At 61.0% G+C, this 18,479-nt stretch carries 16 protein-coding genes and 4 tRNA genes; 13 read left to right on the top strand and 7 right to left on the bottom strand.

The window, feature by feature from the left end; genetic code table 11:
* The first annotated feature begins 5 nt into the window (after positions 1–5).
* The 3 genes from BB029_RS15745 to BB029_RS15735 all read left to right on the top strand — a co-directional run bounded on the left by BB029_RS15745 (position 6) and on the right by BB029_RS15735 (position 4,374).
* Positions 6–1,205 carry an MFS transporter gene (locus BB029_RS15745; protein ID WP_065939901.1) on the top strand — a complete coding sequence of 400 codons (1,200 nt, stop codon included), beginning with the start codon at positions 6–8 and terminating at the stop codon, positions 1,203–1,205.
* A gap of 88 nt (positions 1,206–1,293) precedes the next feature.
* Positions 1,294–2,442 carry a TDT family transporter gene (locus BB029_RS15740; protein WP_065939900.1) on the top strand — a complete coding sequence of 383 codons (1,149 nt, stop codon included), beginning with the start codon at positions 1,294–1,296 and terminating at the stop codon, positions 2,440–2,442.
* A gap of 57 nt (positions 2,443–2,499) precedes the next feature.
* Entirely contained in the window at positions 2,500–4,374 is a 1,875-nt protein-coding gene (locus tag BB029_RS15735) for an MFS transporter (RefSeq protein WP_065939899.1), read from the top strand.
* A gap of 56 nt (positions 4,375–4,430) precedes the next feature.
* Here the strand turns inward: BB029_RS15735 and sugE are convergent, their stop codons facing one another.
* The 3 genes from sugE to rdgC form a co-directional block, all read right to left on the bottom strand.
* Entirely contained in the window at positions 4,431–4,745 is a 315-nt protein-coding gene (gene sugE / locus BB029_RS15730) for a quaternary ammonium compound efflux SMR transporter SugE (RefSeq protein ID WP_065939898.1), read from the bottom strand.
* Between the two features lie 107 nt (positions 4,746–4,852).
* Positions 4,853–5,818, bottom strand: a complete 966-nt coding sequence (locus BB029_RS15725; protein WP_065939897.1) for a bile acid:sodium symporter family protein — start codon at positions 5,816–5,818, stop codon at positions 4,853–4,855.
* 85 nt (positions 5,819–5,903) lie between these two features.
* On the bottom strand, positions 5,904–6,824 hold the full coding sequence (gene rdgC / locus BB029_RS15720; protein WP_065939896.1) for a recombination-associated protein RdgC: 921 nt from the start codon (positions 6,822–6,824) through the stop codon (positions 5,904–5,906).
* Positions 6,825–6,983: 159 nt separating this feature from the next.
* On the opposite strand from rdgC, the gene BB029_RS15715 reads away from it, so the two are divergent.
* From BB029_RS15715 to BB029_RS33260, 5 genes are all read left to right on the top strand, one after another.
* A tRNA-Val gene (locus BB029_RS15715) sits at positions 6,984–7,059 on the top strand.
* Positions 7,060–7,078: 19 nt separating this feature from the next.
* A tRNA-Asp gene (locus BB029_RS15710) sits at positions 7,079–7,155 on the top strand.
* 176 nt (positions 7,156–7,331) lie between these two features.
* A tRNA-Val gene (locus tag BB029_RS15705) sits at positions 7,332–7,407 on the top strand.
* Positions 7,408–7,426: 19 nt separating this feature from the next.
* Positions 7,427–7,503 (top strand) — tRNA-Asp (locus BB029_RS15700).
* 52 nt (positions 7,504–7,555) lie between these two features.
* The gene (locus tag BB029_RS33260) at positions 7,556–7,717 is read left to right on the top strand and encodes a hypothetical protein (protein ID WP_155954383.1); all 162 of its coding nucleotides are present in this window, start codon (positions 7,556–7,558) and stop codon (positions 7,715–7,717) included.
* Between the two features lie 124 nt (positions 7,718–7,841).
* On the opposite strand, the gene BB029_RS15695 is transcribed toward BB029_RS33260, so the two are convergent.
* Both BB029_RS15695 and BB029_RS15690 read right to left on the bottom strand, forming a co-directional pair.
* A complete protein-coding gene (locus tag BB029_RS15695) occupies positions 7,842–9,008 on the bottom strand; it encodes a catalase family protein (RefSeq protein WP_065939895.1) in 1,167 nt (388 codons plus the stop codon).
* Positions 9,005–10,813: a di-heme-cytochrome C peroxidase gene (locus BB029_RS15690; protein ID WP_065939894.1), complete on the bottom strand. Its 1,809-nt coding sequence runs from the start codon at positions 10,811–10,813 to the stop codon at positions 9,005–9,007. Before BB029_RS15690 ends, BB029_RS15695 begins: the two co-directional genes overlap by 4 nt.
* 258 nt (positions 10,814–11,071) lie before the next feature.
* On the opposite strand from BB029_RS15690, the gene BB029_RS15685 reads away from it, so the two are divergent.
* The 4 genes from BB029_RS15685 (at position 11,072) to BB029_RS15670 (ending at position 13,374) form a co-directional block, all read left to right on the top strand.
* Positions 11,072–11,803, top strand: a complete 732-nt coding sequence (locus tag BB029_RS15685; RefSeq protein ID WP_012723274.1) for an FKBP-type peptidyl-prolyl cis-trans isomerase — start codon at positions 11,072–11,074, stop codon at positions 11,801–11,803.
* Between the two features lie 312 nt (positions 11,804–12,115).
* Positions 12,116–12,574 (top strand): YkvA family protein, encoded by a 459-nt coding sequence (locus BB029_RS15680; protein ID WP_065939893.1) that lies wholly within the window; start codon positions 12,116–12,118, stop codon positions 12,572–12,574.
* A gap of 93 nt (positions 12,575–12,667) precedes the next feature.
* Complete coding sequence (locus tag BB029_RS15675; protein WP_065939991.1) at positions 12,668–13,006, top strand: helix-turn-helix transcriptional regulator; 339 nt, start codon at positions 12,668–12,670, stop codon at positions 13,004–13,006.
* On the top strand, positions 13,003–13,374 hold the full coding sequence (locus BB029_RS15670; protein ID WP_005786715.1) for a hypothetical protein: 372 nt from the start codon (positions 13,003–13,005) through the stop codon (positions 13,372–13,374). Before BB029_RS15675 ends, BB029_RS15670 begins: the two co-directional genes overlap by 4 nt.
* Here the strand turns inward: BB029_RS15670 and BB029_RS15665 are convergent.
* Positions 13,371–15,140 carry a bifunctional diguanylate cyclase/phosphodiesterase gene (locus BB029_RS15665; protein ID WP_065939992.1) on the bottom strand — a complete coding sequence of 590 codons (1,770 nt, stop codon included), beginning with the start codon at positions 15,138–15,140 and terminating at the stop codon, positions 13,371–13,373. The genes BB029_RS15670 and BB029_RS15665 overlap by 4 nt on opposite strands.
* A gap of 118 nt (positions 15,141–15,258) precedes the next feature.
* Complete coding sequence (locus tag BB029_RS15660) at positions 15,259–17,340, bottom strand: carboxy terminal-processing peptidase (RefSeq protein ID WP_169898467.1); 2,082 nt, start codon at positions 17,338–17,340, stop codon at positions 15,259–15,261.
* A gap of 138 nt (positions 17,341–17,478) precedes the next feature.
* On the opposite strand from BB029_RS15660, the gene BB029_RS15655 reads away from it, so the two are divergent.
* Positions 17,479–18,441, top strand: coding sequence for a zinc-binding dehydrogenase (locus BB029_RS15655; protein ID WP_065939891.1), 963 nt, complete (start codon positions 17,479–17,481; stop codon positions 18,439–18,441).
* The last annotated feature ends 38 nt before the right edge of the window (positions 18,442–18,479 follow it).

The following is an 18,479-nucleotide window of genomic DNA, read 5'->3' as shown; positions in this document are numbered from 1 at the left end:
TGCCCATGTCCAGCCTCACTTCTCATCGTTCCAGCCTGGTGTTCCTCGCGGTCACGTTGCTGACGTTTCTTGCCGCTTCCAGTGCGCCGACTCCGTTGTATCACCTGTACCAGGAGGGCCTGCATTTTTCGGCGGGCACGCTCACGCTGATCTTTGGCGTGTACGCCTTGAGCCTGTTGGCGGCGCTGTTGACCGTGGGCTCGCTGTCGGACCACCTGGGACGCAGGCCCGTGATTTTTACGGCGTTGGTCCTGAATATGCTGGCGATGCTGTTGTTTATCAATGAAGACAGCGTGGCCTGGCTGATCGCCGCGCGTACCGTACAAGGGTTTGCCACCGGCATGGCCACGGCGGTGCTGGGCGCGGCCTTGCTCGACACCGACCGCCAGCAAGGCCCGCTGGTCAACAGCGTGGCACCTCTGCTGGGCATGGCGTGCGGTGCGATGGGCAGCAGCGTGCTGGCGGAGTTCGCGCCACTGCCGACGCAGTTGATCTACTGGACGCTGCTGGCGCTGATGCTGATGCAGGCGCTGTATGTGTGGCGCCTGCCGGAAACCGTTGATCGCATTCCCGGTGCACTGGCCTCGCTGCGCCCCACGCTGCATGTGCCGCCCCAGGCGCGTCGGGCGTTGTGGCTGTCTTTGCCGGTGGACGTGGCGGTGTGGGCGATGGGGGGCTTTTACTTGTCTCTGGCGCCGTCGCTGGTACGGGCGGCGACAGGCTCTATATCGAACCTTATCGGTGGCGGCCTGGTGGCGGTGCTGACGTTGAGCGGTGCGCTGATGATCTTCACCCTGCGCAATCGCCCGGCCAGCAAGGTGCTGCGCCTGGGCGCGACGCTGCTGGCGGTGGGGGTGGCGCTGATCCTTACGGCGGTGCACAGCGCCAGCCTGCCGCTGTTTTTTATCGCCACGTTGATCGCCGGCAGCGGCTTTGGCGCCGGCTTTCTCGGCGCATTGCGCAGTGTGGTGCCACTGGCCTTGCCCCATGAACGGGCAGGCTTGATGTCGGCATTCTATGTGCTGAGTTACTTGGCGTTTTGCTTGCCTTCGCTGCTGGCGGGCAACCTGATTCGCCGCTTTGGCCTGATCGCCACCACCGACGGTTACGGCGCTGTACTGATCCTGCTGGCCCTCGGGGCGTTGGTCGCCTTGCTGCTGCAGGACTCGGCAAAATCCAAGGCGGCCTGCATATCTGCAAAGTAGATAACAGTTAGAGATATTACCCGTTATATAGATATTCGATCAGGTTCTACCATGGCCTCAACCTCATGCGAGGAAGAGGATTGCCATTATGACCTGCTCGACGACCATCAGCTACAAACCCTTCAGTCACCTGACCCGGCCTCGGGAAGTGATTCGCCAATTTACCCCCAACTGGTTCGCCGCGACCATGGGCACCGGCGTGCTGGCGCTGGCCCTGGCGCAATGGCCGGTCAACCTGCCAGGTGTGCAGGCCATTGCCGAAGCACTGTGGTGGTTCACCATTGGCCTGTTCATTCTGTTCAGTGCCTTGTATACGGCGCGCTGGGTGATGTTTTTCCACGAGGCACGGCGGATTTTCGGGCACTCCACGGTCTCGATGTTCTTCGGCACGATCCCCATGGGCCTGGCGACCATTCTCAATGGCTTGCTGCTGTTTGGCCTGCCGCGTTGGGGCGCCGATGTGATTGCGTTGGCCGAAGCCCTGTGGTGGCTGGATGTGGCGATGGCCCTGGCCTGCGGTGTGCTGATTCCCTTCATGATGTTCACCCGCCAGGAACACAGCATCGATCAGATGACTGCCGTCTGGTTGCTGCCGGTGGTGGCGGCCGAAGTCGCTGCAGCCAGCGGCGGCTTGCTCGCGCCGCACCTGGCGGACGCTCATTCGCAACTGGTGATGCTGGTGACCAGCTACGTGTTGTGGGCGTTTTCCCTGCCGGTGGCGTTCAGCATCCTGACCATCCTGATGTTGCGCATGGCCCTGCACAAACTGCCCCACGCCAATATGGCGGCGTCGAGCTGGCTGGCGCTGGGCCCGATCGGTACCGGTGCCCTGGGCATGTTGTTGCTGGGCGGCGATGCTCCGGCGATCTTTGCCGCCAATGGCTTGCCCGGCGTGGGTGAAATAGCCAATGGGCTCGGCCTGGTCGCAGGCATCACCCTGTGGGGCTTCGGCTTGTGGTGGATGCTGATCGCGGTATTGATCACCCTGCGTTACCTGCGCGGCGGTATTCCGTTCAACCTCGGTTGGTGGGGCTTTACCTTCCCGTTGGGGGTGTACGCCCTGGCCACGCTGAAGCTGGCGAGCCTGCTGCACCTGGGCTTCTTCAGCGCCTTCGGCAGCCTGCTGGTGGCGGCGTTGGCGCTGATGTGGCTGGTTGTGGCCAAGCGCACCGTGCAGGGCGCCTATAAAGGCGAGCTTTTTGTTTCGCCGTGCATTGCAGGACTAGGGAATAAGTAAGCGGAGTTAGGTAAAGTCGTGGCCTGATAACTATTAGGCCACGCAGGAACACGGACGATGAGCCACCCCTCACAATTCACCTTGCTGCGCACACGGCGCTTCCTGCCGTTTTTCATCACCCAGTTGCTGGGAGCTTTCAACGACAACATCTTCAAGCAATCGCTGATCCTGGCGATTCTCTACAAGCTCACCATCGACGGTGACCGCAGCATTTGGGTCAACCTGTGCGCCTTGCTGTTTATCCTGCCGTTCTTCCTGTTTTCGGCGCTGGCCGGGCAGTTTGGCGAAAAATTCAACAAGGATGCGTTGATCCGTGCGATCAAGATCGGCGAGATCGTGATCATGGCCGTCGGTGCCACAGGCTTCCTGTTCAACCATTTGGAATTGATGCTGCTGGCGTTGTTTGCCATGGGTACCCACTCGGCGCTGTTCGGTCCGGTGAAGTACTCGATCATGCCCCAGGCCCTGCACGAAGATGAGCTGGTAGGTGGCAATGGCCTGGTGGAGATGGGCACGTTCCTGGCCATCCTGGCCGGCACCATTGGCGCCGGGATCATGATGTCGTCCACCCATTACGCGCCGATCGTGGCGGTGGCGATTGTCGGCGTGGCGGTGCTGGGTTATCTGGCCAGCCGCAGCATTCCACGGGCGGCGGCATCCACGCCGCAACTGCTCCTGGATTGGAATATCTTTACCCAGTCCTGGGCCACGCTGCGCATGGGCCTGGGGCAGACGCCGGCGGTGTCGCGCTCGATTGTCGGTAACTCGTGGTTCTGGTTTGTCGGCGCGATCTACCTGACGCAGATCCCGGCCTACGCCAAGGAATGGTTGTACGGCGATGAAACCGTGGTCACCCTGATCCTCACGGTGTTCTCGGTGGGCATCGCCCTGGGCTCGATGCTCTGCGAAAAACTCTCCGGGCGTAAGGTGGAAATCGGCCTGGTGCCGTTTGGCTCGTTCGGCCTGACGGTGTTCGGCCTGCTGCTCTGGTGGCATTCCGGTGGCTTCCCGCAGAACGTCCAGGCCAACGATTGGCTCGCGGTGCTCAGCTACGGCCAGGCCTGGTGGGTGTTGTTCGATATCCTTGGCCTGGGGGTGTTCGGCGGCTTCTATATCGTGCCGCTGTACGCGCTGATCCAGTCGCGTACCGCTGAGAACGAGCGGGCGCGGGTGATCGCCGCCAACAACATTCTCAATGCGCTGTTCATGGTGGTGTCGGCGATCGTGTCGATCCTGCTGCTGAGCGTGGCCAAGCTGTCGATCCCGGAGTTGTTCCTGGTGGTGTCGCTGCTCAACATCGCGGTCAACGCCTACATCTTCAAGATCGTCCCCGAGTTCACCATGCGCTTCATGATCTGGCTGCTCAGCCACTCCATGTACCGCGTTGAGCATCGCAACCTTGACGCTATCCCTGATGAAGGCGCGGCGTTGCTGGTGTGCAATCACGTGTCGTTTGTCGATGCGTTGTTGATCGGTGGCGCGGTGCGTCGTCCGATTCGCTTTGTCATGTACTACAAGATCTACCGTTTGCCGGTGCTGAACTTTATCTTCCGCACCGCCGGGGCGATTCCGATTGCGGGGCGCAATGAAGACATCCAGATCTACGAAAAGGCCTTCACGCGCATTGCCCAGTACCTGAAGGACGGGGAGTTGGTGTGTATCTTCCCGGAAGGCAAATTGACGGCGGATGGCGAGATGAATGAGTTCCGTGGTGGGGTGACGCGCATTCTGGAGGAGACACCGGTGCCGGTGATTCCCATGGCGTTGCAGGGGCTGTGGGGGAGTTTTTTCAGCCGCGATCCGCACAAGGGCTTCTTTCATCGGATCTGGTCGCGGGTGGTGTTGGTGGCGGGTGAGCCGATTGCCGTGGAGGCGGCTACGCCTGCGCAGTTGCAGGCGGTGGTGGGTGTTTTGCGGGGGAGTGTCAGGTAGTTCTGTGCTGGATGTACCGGCCTCATCGGGGGCTTACCCCCGATGGCGGTAGCGGCCTAAGCGCTGATCTTAAGCCCAATAAGCCCGCAGATAATCAACGCCACGCTGGCTAATCGGAACAACGCCATGGACTCCCCGAACAGGACAATCCCGGCAATCACGGTGCCCACCGCGCCCACGCCGGTCCAGATGGCGTAGGCGGTGCCCAGAGGCAGTTCCTTCATGGCCAGCCCCAGCAGGCCGAGGCTGATGGCCATGGCGGCAATCGTCAGGGCCGTGGGCAGTGGCTTGCTGAAACCGTCGGTGTACTTCAGGCCGACGGCCCAGCCGACTTCGAACAGACCGGCAAAAAACAGAATGATCCAGGACATGATGACCTCGCTTCCATAGGCGGGGTCGTCCCCGGATTGTGCGCCTCGACAGCGTCGCGAGGTCGTCCCCGCGAAGCCCGGTAGAGTGCCGAATATTGATCATGCGATCAAGTTTGCGGCGTGTTCTCCAGTACGCGGCGGTCTTCCTTCTCGCTCATGCGGCGGAAATACGTCGACAGCAACGCCCCGGAAATATTGTGCCAGACACTGAACAACGCACTGGGCACTGCCGCCAACGGCGAAAAGTGCGCGCTGGCCAACGCGGCGCCCAGCCCTGAGTTCTGCATGCCCACTTCCAGCGCCAACGACTTGCGTTGGGCCAGTGGCAACTTGAACAAGCGGCCGGTGAAGTAGCCCAGCAAATAGCCGAAGCTGTTGTGCAGCATCACCACGGCCATGATCAGCAGGCCCGATTCGGCAATTTTCGCCTGGCTGGCCGCCACTACCGCGGCGACGATGATCACAATGCTGACCACCGACACCAGGGGCAGCACATCCACTGCATGGCGGACCCGCTCGCCGAGCAGGCGTTGCGCGACCACGCCGAGCACGATCGGCAGCAGCACCACTTGCAGGATCGACCAGAACAACTCCATGAACGACACCGGCAACCAGGCCGAGGCCAACAGCCAGATCAGCGCCGGGGTGAGCAGCGGGGCGAGGAGGGTGGTGACGGCAGCGATGGCCACCGACAGCGCCAGGTCGCCACGGGCCAGCCAGGTCATCACGTTGGACGAGGTGCCGCTTGGGCAGCAACCAACCAGGATCACGCCGACGGCAATTTCCGGCGGCAGCCGAAAGGCCTGGCACAGCAGCCAGGCCACCCCCGGCATGATCACGAAATGCGCGACTACACCCAGGGCCACGCGCCACGGGTGGCGAGCGACTTCGGCGAAGTCTTCAAGTTTGAGGGTCAGCCCCATGCCGAACATCACCAGGCCCAGCAGCGGGACGATGGCGCTTTTCAGGCCGATGAACCAGCTGGGTTCGAGGAAAGCCACGACGGCGAAGATCAACACCCAGTAGGCGAAGGTATTGCCGACGAAGCGGCTCAAGGCGGCGAGTGCGCGCATGGGGTGTCCTTGTTGTTAGATGCTTGAAGTGCAACTGCGATCAAATGTGGGAGGGGGCCCTCCCACAATTTGATCTTCACACGGCTTAGATGCCTTGCGGGGTTTCTTCGCCGCCAAGGGCTTCGATCAGCGCCGGCAGGAAGTCACCGAAGGTCAGCATCATCAGCGTGAAGCTGGCGTCCAGTTGACCCAGGGCTTCTTCACCACCGTCCTGTTCCGCCTGGTCTTGCAGCAGGTCTTCGAACTTCAGGCGCTTGACGGTCATCTTGTCGTCGAGCATGAAGGACAGCTTGTCCTGCCAGGCCAGGGACAGCTGGGTCACGACCTTGCCGGTCGTCAGGTGCAACTGGATTTCTTCGCCGGTCAGGTCCTGGCGCTTGCAACGCACAATGCCGCCGTCTTCGTGGGTGTCGCGCAGTTCGCATTCGTCGAGGACGAAGAAGTCAGCGGCCGGTTTCTGGGTGGTGACCCAGTCGGTCATGATGGCCGTGGGCGCGGTCTTCACGGTGAGTGGGCGAACCGGCAGGGTGCCGATCACTTCCCGCAGGGTGGAGAGCAGGTCTTCGGCGCGTTTCGGGCTGGCCGAGTTCACCAGGATCAGGCCCTGTTTCGGCGCGATGGCGGCAAAGGTCGACGAGCGACGAATAAAGGCGCGGGGCAGGAAGGCCTGGATGATTTCATCCTTGATCTGGTCGCGTTCCTTTTTATAGACCTTGCGCATTTGCTCGGCTTCGATCTCTTCGACTTTCTCTTTCAGCGCGTCACGCACCACGCTGCCCGGCAGGATGCGTTCTTCCTTGCGGGCGGCGATCAGCAGGAAGTCACCGCTGACGTGAACCAGGGGAGCGTCCTCGCCTTTACCGAAAGGCGCGACGAAACCGTAGGTGGTCAACTCCTGGCTCGCACAAGGGCGCGCCAGTTTGGTGGCCATGGCCGCTTCCAACGCCTCGGCATCAACAGGCAGATCTTGGGTCAGGCGATAGATAAGCAGGTTCTTGAACCACATGGGGTGAGTCTCTCCTCTATACAAAGGGGGGCATTATTCTCTTGATAGCGCCCCAGGCCAACCCTGCCTAAGCCATTGGAAGGCCTCAAAAAAAAGATTTAAGAAAGTGCTTGCCAGACATAAGGTCGCTCCGTAGAATGCGCGCCACACCGAGACGAAGGGTGATTAGCTCAGCTGGGAGAGCATCTGCCTTACAAGCAGAGGGTCGGCGGTTCGATCCCGTCATCACCCACCATTCGCTTCATGTGTTACGCGCAGCGGTAGTTCAGTCGGTTAGAATACCGGCCTGTCACGCCGGGGGTCGCGGGTTCGAGTCCCGTCCGCTGCGCCATATTCGGTAGCCTGGAACACTGAACGCCAGGTCACCACAGAAAGCCCGCTTAATCGCGGGCTTTTTGCTGTCCGGGATATGGCAAAAAATCGTGCGCTAAACTTTTTTTGAATAAATTGCATTTAAATCAAGACATTACGATTTTTTGGTGTATGATGCGCCCACACCGAAACGAAGGGTGATTAGCTCAGCTGGGAGAGCATCTGCCTTACAAGCAGAGGGTCGGCGGTTCGATCCCGTCATCACCCACCATTCGCTTCACGTGTTACGCGCAGCGGTAGTTCAGTCGGTTAGAATACCGGCCTGTCACGCCGGGGGTCGCGGGTTCGAGTCCCGTCCGCTGCGCCATATTCGGTAGCCTGGAACGCTGAACGCCAGGTCACCACGGAAAGCCCGCTCAATGAGCGGGCTTTTTTTTGCCTGCGATTTGACCTTTCTGCGCCTTGCCGTCGCCCTGACGCTACCTGACCTTTTTCTTGCGTGGCTGGCGCGTGGCCAAGTGCTCGAAGCAAAAAGACGCAGTGCCGAACACGGCGATTATGGTCAGGACGATCATGCCTAGGGTTGAGCTTTCCACGATGGGCTTCCTACGTGATGGAGTAGGCGTCCACGGTAGAGTTGCGGCGAAAGCGCCTCAATAGACCCGACGCAATCCTTACGACGCCGGGGCCATTGTTACGCAGTCTTTACGGGGCGTTGCGGCTGTGGCGGTAATCGCTGACGGCTTCGTACACCGCCTTGCGCAAGCGATTGATGCCACCGATGGGCCGATGCTCGGCTATGCCAAACCATGGGTTGAACGACTGGTTGTCGCACGCCAGGTTCTGCTCGGGCGTATCGAAATCCTGGGCCGGGATCCGCACCTTGGCCACGCTCTCGTAGGGCGCATCGCTCTCCTTCCACTCGATGCTGGTGTCTTCGATTGGCATGAATTTCTGCGGGTTCTGCCGCTGGATCTGCAACACGAAACATGCCGGCACGCGGTCGGTGGACAGTTGCTGGCTCAAGGCGCTGCGCAGGAAGTTCGGCAGGTCCTGGTTCTGCTTGGGCAGGGCGTATTCCGGGCAGCTCTGTGGGTCGGGCGCCACACGGAACTTGGCATTGGCCGCGCCGAACTTGTAGGGCGATACCGAAAAATAGGTAGTCTGCGTCGGGCTGGCCGGTGCGGGTGCCAGGGTTGCCAGGGCGATAAACAGGTGACGCACCTGCCAGCTGCGCGGGTCGGCCTTGGGGAAAAACGCCAGGACTTTCTTGCCATCCGCCTGGGCGCCGATGTTCTGCGCGTACTCCGCCACATCGCTGACAAAGAAATTCGGGTGGCTGAACATCACGAAGTCCTGTTCCGTGCGGGCCTGCTGGTCGGCGAGCAATTGTTTGCCCGGCACGTCCAGCAGCTTGAGCGCCATGCCCCGGGCATCGCGGATGCTGTCGAACTGCGGGTAGGCGTTGCCGTTGGACAAGCGCATCATGGCCTGCCAGGTCTTGCCTGGTTCGGCAAATACGCCCTGGCGCAACGCCGGGTCAAGATCGGCCAGCACACTGACTTCGGCTTTCACGCAACCATGGGCCTTGGCGTGGGCATCGCGCAGGTAGCGCGTGCCTTCGCGATGCTGGTCAACGATGCGCACGGCGGTCTGGATAATGCCCTGGGTCATTGCCGCTTCACCCGCAGGGATCTGCTCGTCCGGCGACACCGGCCCGCTGTGCTGCCAGGCAAACCAGGCCGTGCTCGCCAGCCAGCCGAGCAGGCCCAGGCCGACAAGCCACAGCAGGGTCTTGCCGAGAAACCGGCCAAGGCGCAGCCACAGGCGGGCTAGCAGGGAAGGTTGGTCGTATCGAGATCGGATCATCATGGCAGTTGTTGCTCCAGCGGGCCGCCCAGCACTTTGAGGTATTCCAGCAGTGCCCAGCGTTCCTGCGGCAGCAAGCTGCGGCCGATAACGCCATTGCCACGCTTGCCGGCACGGAATTCGTGGCCGCTGTTGTGGTTGCCGGTGAGTTTGGTATCGAACAGGAAGGCATTCTTGAACGCTGCGGTCTCAAAGCCCAGGTGACGCGGGTCATAGTTGAAGGTGCCTTTATAGAAGGTGGTGCTGCGTTCATCCTGAGGCGAGAGCAACTGGTAGATCGTCGGCACCGAGCCGTTGTGCAGGAACGGCGGGGTCGCCCATACACCGGCCAGCGGGCGGGCCTTGTAGGCACGCAACTCGCGCACGCCAATGGGCAGGCCGTCGCCATCCAGGCGCGGGCGCTCGGCCGGGGTGACGCCGGCGGCGCGGTAGGCGTGGTCTTCGACGAAGGCGGTGACGTAGGCCAGGCCCTTGGCCACGGACATTTTCTTCAGGTCCAGCGGCTCGGTGGGGGTGGGGTGCAGTTCGACATTGAGCTTGGCCAGTTCCGCCGGGTCCCACTGCAGGGCACTGAGGTCATAGCGCTGGTCGGCAATGTTGCTGGCGGTGCCGGGGTCGGTGCCGATGTACTCCACCGGCAGCATTTTCAGTTGCTGCACCGGGCGGCCATTTTCCTCGGTGACGGCCGGCACATGGCAGCCGGCGCAGTTCTCGGCGAACAGCGCGCGGCCCTGGGCGGCGAGGGGCTTGTCGACGGGGCCGAACAAGTCCTCGGGCCAGGTCGGTGGTTTGAGGCGTTGCAGGGTTTCTTCGATCCGGTTGAGGTCACGCACCCTGACGCTCGACGGGTAGCGCGTATCGCCCTGAAGCGGTTGGCCGGCGGCGTCGAAAAAACTCAATGTCGCGCCTACCCCGAGGGCTTCACCGATATTGCGCGCCATGGGTTGCTGGGCCGAGCCGTTCCATTGCACCCAGTCGAAGGTCCAGATGTCCCACAGCTGCGGGTAGTCCACCGGCGCATTGGCGACGCGGTAGTTGTCTGGCGAAATGGCATCACCAAAGCTGGCATTGGCGATTCGGCCAAAGGCGTCGGTGCGGCCCGGGCCTTCTTCGGTGGGGTAGAGGCCGCGATGGGTGTCGTTCCAGGCGACCTTGAGGAACTGGTTCAGCGACTGTTTGAAGTCCTCGCGCAACTGGCTGTGCTCGGCGTCGTAGCGATCCCCCAGCACCTGGCGGGCAAACCGCTCGAATTTCCAGGGGTTGTAGTAGGTGGCGGCGAGGCTGGCGACCAGGGCCTGGCCGAAACTGCCACCGCGCAAGGTGGGTACGCTGGAAGGCAGTACGTGTTGGGCCGAGCCGCCGTCGATACGCAGGGCCTGGCCTTTGAAGTGCAATTCGCCGGTATGGCAGGCGGCACAGGTAATATCCAGGTATTCGACGTTACTGTCGGCGTTCTTGTGCCGGGCGAACCCCACGGGCAGGTTGCCGGGGTTTTGCGTAGTGGGTACCTGCTTGGGGTCCACCAGGAAACCGAAGCGCGCCAGGTACTCCGGCGTGGCAAAACGCCGCTCGGAGAAGGGCAGTTCCAGGGCGGTGAACCAGTTGTAGTGCAGGCCTTTTACTTGGGTGCCCTGGGGCGTGAAGTAATAGGTCTGGCGGTCGGCGGCACTCCATTGGTCCTGGTAGCGCACCTGTTCCACCGGCACGTAGTCGGGCAGTCTGGGGTTGACGGTGTAGTACAGCACCACGGCCAGGATCAGGCCCAGCGCGATGAGTATCAGCAGTAAAACACGGGAAAAAATGCGCAAGATGGCTATCCTTGTCTCGGCCTTGTCGAGTGGTCGCGTTGTTATGCCACTACGCCACGGGTGCGGCAAGTGGCCATGAGTCAGATGAGAGGCGGTCCCGCGATCCGTCGCGGGCTCCCATAATGAATGAAAATGCTTTTAAACACGTGAACTTATCGGAAGTTTCCTGCTCACATGCCGGTAGCCATTGGTCGTGGCCGCCTGATAAGCTCGCGACTTTATTCGAATGCCCTTTTGGCGCATGAACAAGGAAATAGCATGAAACAGCATCGGTTGGCGGCGGCGGTGGCCCTGGTTAGCCTGGTACTTGCGGGTTGTGATTCGCAGACCAGCGTAGAGCTGAAAACCCCGGCGCAGAAAGCTTCCTACGGCATCGGCCTGAACATGGGCAAAAGCCTTGCTCAGGAAGGCATGGATGACCTGGATTCCAAAGCGGTAGCCCAGGGCATCGAAGATGCCGTCGGCAAGAAAGAGCAGAAGCTCAAAGACGACGAACTTGTTGAAGCGTTTGCCGCACTGCAGAAGCGTGCTGAAGAACGCATGACCAAAATGAGCGAAGAGTCGGCAGCCGCCGGCAAGAAATTCCTCGAAGACAACGCCAAGAAAGACGGCGTAGTCACCACGGCTTCCGGCCTGCAGTACAAGATCACCAAGAAAGCCGACGGCCCACAGCCTAAGCCGACTGACGTGGTGACTGTTCACTACACCGGCAAGCTCACCAACGGCACCACCTTTGACAGCTCCGTGGATCGCGGCAGCCCGATTGACCTGCCGGTCAGCGGCGTGATTCCTGGTTGGGTCGAAGGCCTGCAACTGATGCACGTTGGCGAGAAGGTCGAGTTGTACATCCCGTCCGACCTGGCCTACGGTGCCCAGAGCCCGAGCCCGGCAATCCCGGCCAACTCGGTGCTGGTATTCGACCTGGAACTGCTGGCCATCAAGGACCCAGCCAAGGCTGAAGCCCCTGCCGCACCTGCCGCCAAGAAGTAATCGGCGCTTGAACACACAACGCCCCGTCTTGACGGGGCGTTGTTGTTTCCGGGGTTTTCAAAATCAGTACGTGTAGACATCCGATCGAACGCCCGTACGCGGTAACAGTCTGATGTAAGACTCGAGTACGGGTATCGGCACATCTGCGCCAAGTCAATGAATTCTTGGGTTTTTTTGATGTGCGCAAAAAACGCCCGATCTGACTGGAAGCCTTGTAGACCGTGGCTTTCAGCCGGTAAAACAGGCTCTGTTCACAAGGTTATCCACAATTTGTGTGGATAACCTTTCTGTTTGATGGAACTGGAGTGACAGATGAAACCACCCTTCAATTTCACCCGTTTCCTGCCCATGGCTGCGCGCTTGCTGGGCCGTGGACGTTTGCCGACCCTGCTGTTTGCTGTCGCCGCCAAAGGCTCCAGCCAGGGCAACCGCCTGGGCAAGCTCAAGGATGATCTCAAACTGCTTCAATCCCTGTGTCTGGCCTACTGGCGTGGCGAGTACCGGGCCATCAGCCCAAAGGCGCTGATCTCTGTGGTGGCGGGGTTGATGTATTTCCTCAGCCCGATTGATGCGATCCCGGACTTTATCCCCATGTTCGGCATGCTCGATGACATCGCGGTACTGGCGTGGGTCATGAAGACCCTGGAAGGCGAACTGAGCGCGTTTCGCGCCTGGCGTGACGCACAACACCCGGAAAAACTCGCGGTGGTTGAGCGCTTGCCTGCGACCCCGGCCTTGCTGGCCAAGGAAAACCCGCAAAAAAACGGATGACGTGGCTATCCCCCTGCGACCTTTGTGGCTGTTAGGATTACACTCCTAAGGAAAGAGCTTACTCAGTAAGTGCAGTTATCCTACGGGGCGGTCATGGATATTCAGATAATTTCACGCAATGGCGAACCCGAGTATGCGGTGTTGCCATGGGATCAGTACCAGGCGCTGCTAAAAGCCGCCGGTCAGCAACAGCCTTCACCGACGCCTTCTTCTACTGTCCAAGCCGCGCCTGACCAGGTTTTGCGCCCGCTCGCAGACCTGCGCGGCTTGCGTGAAGCCAAGGGCCTGGCGATTGAAGCGTTGGCCCGCACCGTGGGCATCAGCCCCTCGTATCTAGGATTGATCGAAAGTGGTGAACGTCAGCCGGATGCCGCAATCCGCCGCAGCCTGGCCTGGGAATTGGGCGTTACAGGGTGGAGGGATGAATCTTGAGCCTACGTATCAGTCGTCAACATTGGGATGGGTTACTTAACGAACTGGACCAGGCGCGCCGCCAGCGCCATCTGCTGACCTACCGGGCACTGTTGGAGCGCCTGCAATTTCCGACGCCGGCGATGCAAACCCTGGCCGCTGCCCTGGAGCACCTGGCGGCGCTGGACGCCAAGGCCGAGCAACCGTTGCGCAGTTCCCTGGTGATCAGCCAGGGCGCCAGTCGCCTGCCGCGTACCGGGTTCTTTGAATGTGTGGAGCGCCTGGGGCGTTTCAGCGGGCCGTCCGATGGCGTGGCCGCCGCCTCCTGGCATGCCTCGGAAGTGGTGCGGGTGTTCGAATACGAGTATCCGGAGTCTGCCGAGGCTTAAAGCGCCTGGGCCAGGATGTCCATGCTGTCGATCACATGGATGCTGTAGCCGGCCATGTCCTTGGCATGGTGCTTGGCCTGTGAGGCCAACTCTGCCAACTGGCTGGCATCGAGTTGTCCACAGGCCTGTGGATACAAATGCACCACCCCGATCGACAGTGACAGCAACGCAAACTCCTGGCGTACGCCCTGGCGGTTCAGCGCCACGAAGCAGCCGGCGTCGAGGTGCTCGGCGCGGTAGAAGCGCCGGCACTGGGTATGGAAATCGTCCAGCAGCTGGTTGAGCCGCTTGCGCCAATCCTGTGGCCCCAATACCAGCAGAAAGTCATCGCCACCGATATGCCCGACAAAGTCGCGGCTGGGATCGACCCGGTCGTTCAGGCACTGCGCCAGGCACAGCAACACCTCATCCCCACGTCCGTAGCCGTAGATGTCGTTGAACGGCTTGAAGCTGTCGATATCCACGTAGCAGATCACCGACTCCCGCTGTTGCTGCAACAGCCGCGTCAGGCACTGCTGGATCGGCACGTTGCCGGGCAGCAGGGTCAGCGGGTTGGCATAGCGCGCCTGCTGGATTTTCAGCTCGGTGATCAGCTTGAGTACATCGATTACCCGGCCCAGGCCCAGGTAGTCGCCATTGAGGGTGATGATGAAATCTTCTTCGATACGTTGCCGTGCGCGGCTGGTCAGCAGGCGGCTGACCTGTTGCAGCGACTGGCTCAACTCCACCGCCAGAAAATCCGTACTCATCAGCCGGCTGATGGGCTTGCGTGCAAACAGGTCGGTGGCAAACGGCTTGAGCAGCGCATCCGACAGCGAATGCCGGTGCACAATCCCCACGGGGTGGCCGCGCCCATCCAGAACCGCCAGGGAGTTAAGGTTGGCCTGGCGGCGGAAGGCCTCCAACACCTGGGCGGTCGCAGTGTCCTGATCGACCGCCGGTTGTTCGTTGAGCAGGGCGCTGAGGTCGCCGGCCTCTTCGCTGAGGGCCACATTGGCCTGGTCGGGCTTGGGCAGCATCTGGCGCGCTTCCTGTGGCGGCTGCTCCTGTGGACGGCAGAGCAGGTAACCCTGGACCAGGTCGACGCCCATCTCGGTCAATACCGCCAGCTCTTCCGGCAATTCGATGCCCTCGGCGATTACCTGGGCCCGTGAGGCCCTGGCGATCTGCAGGATAGAGCCGACAAACTCACGCTTGAGCGCATCCTGATGGATACCGTCGATAAAGTGGCGGTCGATCTTCACGTAATCCGGGCGCAGCTCCGACCACAAGCGCAGGCTGGAATAGCCGGCACCCAAGTCATCCAAGGCAATCGAAAAGCCCATGTTGCGGTAATGGTGCAGGGCGGTTTGCAGCAGGTCGAAATCGTCGGTGGGGGTCTGCTCGGTGAGTTCGATCACCACCTGGCTCGGCGGAATGCCGAAGTCGCGCAGCAATTGCAGGGTGCGGCCCGGTTGATGAGCGGTCTCCATCAAGGATTCCGGCGAGACATTCAGGAACAGCTTGCCCGGCAGCTTTTGCTCGCTGAAGCGGCGGCAGGCGCTTTCGCGGCAGGCCATTTCCAGTTCGCTGAGGCGTCCGGCGTGGCGCGCCACCGAGAACAGCGCGATGGGGGAGTGCAGCGGGCTGTTCGACGGGCCGCGGCTGAGGGCTTCGTAGCCAAGGATGCGCCGTTCCGACAGACAGATAATGGGTTGGAACAGGCTGTGCAAACTGCCTTGAGCCAGGATAGAGCCCAATGCACTCAGCTGTTCGGTCATAGTCATGGCGATCTCGATCGAAAAAAAAGGACCGCGGGCGTTACGCCGACGGTCCTTCATTTCACGACAGAATGATGTCTATATGATGACACTCCAAGGAGCGATCACATTAAATCGCCATCATTTACTGCTTGGCCACCTGTTTGGTGATTTTCAGGTAGTCCAGCAGGATCCGGCCGCTCTCGGCCAGGTAAGCGTCGTCTTCCGGCTTGGTTTTATCCGCTTCGGTCGGCAGCGCATCCTCGTCTTCTTTCTTCAGCTCCTTGAGGGGTTCTTCACCCTTGGCCTTGCGGCGGATGTTTTCCAAGGCAAGTTGCTTGTTTTCGATGTCGGAGTGCTGTGCACGACGGTCCACTTCATTGAGGCTGACGGTTTTTTCTTCCATCAACTTCTTGGCCAGGGCCAGCTTGTCGCGGATGAACACAAACTCGGCATCCTTGGCAGAGCGGGTATCGTGGTCAGCCTTCAACTGCGCGAGGAACGGCTTGAACGGGTCCGAGGCCGGCTTGATCGCAGGACGGATGGTGTCCCACGGCATGGCTTCCGGCAGGGCGCTTTCGCCGATTTCCTTGGTGTCGATGATCGACGGGAAATCGATGTCCGGCAGTACGCCCTGATGCTGGGTGCTCTGCCCGGAAACCCGGTAGAACTTGGCCAGCGTCAGCTTGAGCTCGCCATGGTTCAGCGGCTGGATGGTCTGCACGGTGCCTTTGCCGAAGGTCTGGCCGCCGATGATCAACGCGCGGTGGTAGTCCTGCATGGCGCCGGCGAAAATCTCCGAAGCCGAAGCCGACAGACGGTTGACCAGCAACGCCATCGGGCCTTTGTAGAAGGCGCCCGGGTTCTCGTCTTCGAGCACGTCGACACGGCCGTCAGCGTTGCGTACCAACACGGTCGGGCCCTTGTCGATAAACAGGCTGGTCAGCTCGGTGGCTTCCTGCAGGGAACCGCCGCCGTTGTTGCGCAGGTCGATGACCACGCCGTCGACTTTTTCCTTCTGCAGCTCGGTAAGGATTTTCTTCACGTCGCGGGTGGTGGATTTGTAGTCCGGGTCACCGGCACGGAAGGCCTTGAAGTCCAGGTAGAAGGCCGGGATTTCAATCACGCCCAGCTTGTAGTCCTTGCCATCCTGCTTGAGGTTGAGGACTTTCTTCTGCACGGCCTGGTCTTCGAGCTTCACCGCTTCACGGGTGATGGACACGATCTTGCTGGTCTGGTCGTTCGGTGCATTGGTGTGCGGAATCACTTCCAGGCGCACCACGCTGCCTTTCGGCCCGCGGATCAGTTTGACCACTTCGTCCAGGCGCCAGCCGACCACATCGACCATCTCTTTGTCGGCCTGGGCCACACCGATGATCTTGTCGGCAGGCGCCACCTGCTTGGTCTTGTCTGCCGGACCGGCCGGCACCAGACGCACGATCTTCACCTGGTCATTGTCGCTTTGCAGGACGGCACCGATGCCTTCCAGCGACAGACTCATGTTGATATCGAAGTTTTCCGCGTTATCTGGCGACAGATAATTGGTGTGCGGATCGTAGGACATCGCGAAGGTGTTGATGTAGGCCTGGAAGATGTCTTCTGCGCGGGTCTGGTCCAGACGCGCCAGTTGATTCTTGTAGCGCTTGGTCAACAGCTCCTGGATAGCCTTGGGCTCTTTGCCGGCGATCTTCAGTCGCAGCACTTCGTCCTTGACGCGTTTGCGCCAGAGGTCGTCGAGGGCGGCGGTGCTGGTCAGCCAAGGCGCGTCCTTGCGGTCCACCAGAAGGGTTTCCTTCTGGGTGAAGTCGAGCTTGTCGACACCCTTGTCCAACTCACCCAGGGCGAAGTCCAGACGCGCTTTCACGCGATCCAGGTAGCGCTTGTAGATGGTGAAGCCGGGCTGCAGGTCGCCGCTCTTGAGGAAGTCGTCGAACTGTGTCTTCCACTTGTCGAACTCAGCGATATCGCTGGCCAGGAAGTAGCTGCGCGACGGATCCAGCAGCTTGAGGTAGCTGTCGTAGATGATCACCGAGCGGGCGTCGTCCAGCGGCGGCTTGCTGTAGTGATGACGCTTGAGCAACTCGACGACGTTAAGGCTGGCAATCACCTCATCGCGGTCCGGCTGAAGGTTGTCCCAGCTGTTGGCTGCGAGCGTATTGGTCGACATCGACGCGAAGCCGATACCAATGAAAAGAGCGAGGGCGGTGCTGGGGAACAGATGCTTCATGCTGATTCGACGCGGGGGCAATTGATAACGCATATTAGGCCGTCTTTGAAGTTGCCGGTTCCATAGGGGCCGGTCGCATAATGCAAAAAGCCCGGCGCTACTGCTACGGGCTCAGTCCAGACTCACTATGGAGGCACTGTGAAAGCATTGCAAGGCGTTGAAGGTCATGTGGAGTGGTTGGACGAACCCAGTCCTACATGTGATGTAGGCCAAGTTCGCATTCGCGTGGCGGCTGCGGGCCTTAATCGCGCCGATTTATTGCAGCGTGCGGGGCTCTATCCGCCACCGCCTGGCGCCAGTGCCGTGCTGGGCCTGGAGTGTTCCGGGGTGATCAGCGAAGTGGGCCCGGGTTCGTCCTGGCAGGTGGGCGATCGCGTCTGTGCGTTGCTGGCCGGTGGCGGCATGGCCGAAGAAGTGGTGGTGGATGCACGTCATGTGCTGCCGGTACCGGAAGGTCTGTCGCTGGTCGAAGCGGCGGCGCTGCCGGAGGTGTACAGCACCGCGTGGCTCAATCTGTTCCAGCTGGCGGGCCTCAAGCCCGGTGAGAAAGTGTTGCTGCACGCCGGCGCCAGTGGCGTGGGCTCGGCGGCCATCCAGCTGTGCAAGGCATTTGGCAGCCCGTGCTGGGTCAGCGTCGGCTCGGCGCAGCGCCTGGCCTACTGTGAAGACCTGGGCGCCCAGGGCGGCGTAGTACGCACTGACGGTATCGAAGGGCTGCGGGATTTCGGGCCATTCGATGTAATCCTCGATCCGGTCGGCGGCAACTACGCCGCGCTGGACCTCAAGCTGCTGGCGCTGGACGGTCGCTGGGTGTTGATCGGCTTGATGGGCGGCCGCGAGGCGCAACTGGATCTGGCCCAGGTGCTGGCTAAGCGTGTGCAACTGCTGGGTTCGACCCTGCGCAGCCGTGACGATCAGTTCAAGGCCGACCTGTTCAGCGACCTGAGCCAGCATGTATGGCCGTTGTTTGCCGAAGGGCGCCTGAGCCCGCAATTGGCCAGGACGTTCCCGATCAAGGATGCCGAGGCGGCGTTTGCGGAGCTGGCGACTAACCAGATTGCCGGGAAGCTGGTGTTGGTGATTGACGAAAGCCTGACCTGAGCCCGGATTGGAATAGGGTCGATGTGGGAGGGGCGGTG

Origin of the sequence: Pseudomonas sp. S3E12 (assembly GCF_001702295.1) — a bacterium.
GTDB lineage: Bacteria > Pseudomonadota > Gammaproteobacteria > Pseudomonadales > Pseudomonadaceae > Aquipseudomonas > Aquipseudomonas marginalis.
This window is presented reverse-complemented; position numbering and strand designations above follow the sequence as displayed.

What these genes read in the sequence shown, in the direction of transcription:
- BB029_RS15745 (WP_065939901.1), top strand. Translation starts at nt 6, where the DNA reads ATGTCCAGCCTCACTTCTCATCGTTCCAGCCTGGTGTTCCTCGCGGTC.
- BB029_RS15740 (WP_065939900.1), top strand. Translation starts at nt 1,294, where the DNA reads ATGACCTGCTCGACGACCATCAGCTACAAACCCTTCAGTCACCTGACC.
- BB029_RS15735 (WP_065939899.1), top strand. Translation starts at nt 2,500, where the DNA reads ATGAGCCACCCCTCACAATTCACCTTGCTGCGCACACGGCGCTTCCTG.
- sugE (WP_065939898.1), bottom strand. Translation starts at nt 4,745, where the DNA reads ATGTCCTGGATCATTCTGTTTTTTGCCGGTCTGTTCGAAGTCGGCTGG.
- BB029_RS15725 (WP_065939897.1), bottom strand. Translation starts at nt 5,818, where the DNA reads ATGCGCGCACTCGCCGCCTTGAGCCGCTTCGTCGGCAATACCTTCGCC.
- rdgC (WP_065939896.1), bottom strand. Translation starts at nt 6,824, where the DNA reads ATGTGGTTCAAGAACCTGCTTATCTATCGCCTGACCCAAGATCTGCCT.
- BB029_RS33260 (WP_155954383.1), top strand. Translation starts at nt 7,556, where the DNA reads ATGAGCGGGCTTTTTTTTGCCTGCGATTTGACCTTTCTGCGCCTTGCC.
- BB029_RS15695 (WP_065939895.1), bottom strand. Translation starts at nt 9,008, where the DNA reads ATGATGATCCGATCTCGATACGACCAACCTTCCCTGCTAGCCCGCCTG.
- BB029_RS15685 (WP_012723274.1), top strand. Translation starts at nt 11,072, where the DNA reads ATGAAACAGCATCGGTTGGCGGCGGCGGTGGCCCTGGTTAGCCTGGTA.
- BB029_RS15680 (WP_065939893.1), top strand. Translation starts at nt 12,116, where the DNA reads ATGAAACCACCCTTCAATTTCACCCGTTTCCTGCCCATGGCTGCGCGC.
- BB029_RS15675 (WP_065939991.1), top strand. Translation starts at nt 12,668, where the DNA reads ATGGATATTCAGATAATTTCACGCAATGGCGAACCCGAGTATGCGGTG.
- BB029_RS15665 (WP_065939992.1), bottom strand. Translation starts at nt 15,140, where the DNA reads ATGACTATGACCGAACAGCTGAGTGCATTGGGCTCTATCCTGGCTCAA.
- BB029_RS15660 (WP_169898467.1), bottom strand. Translation starts at nt 17,340, where the DNA reads ATGAAGCATCTGTTCCCCAGCACCGCCCTCGCTCTTTTCATTGGTATC.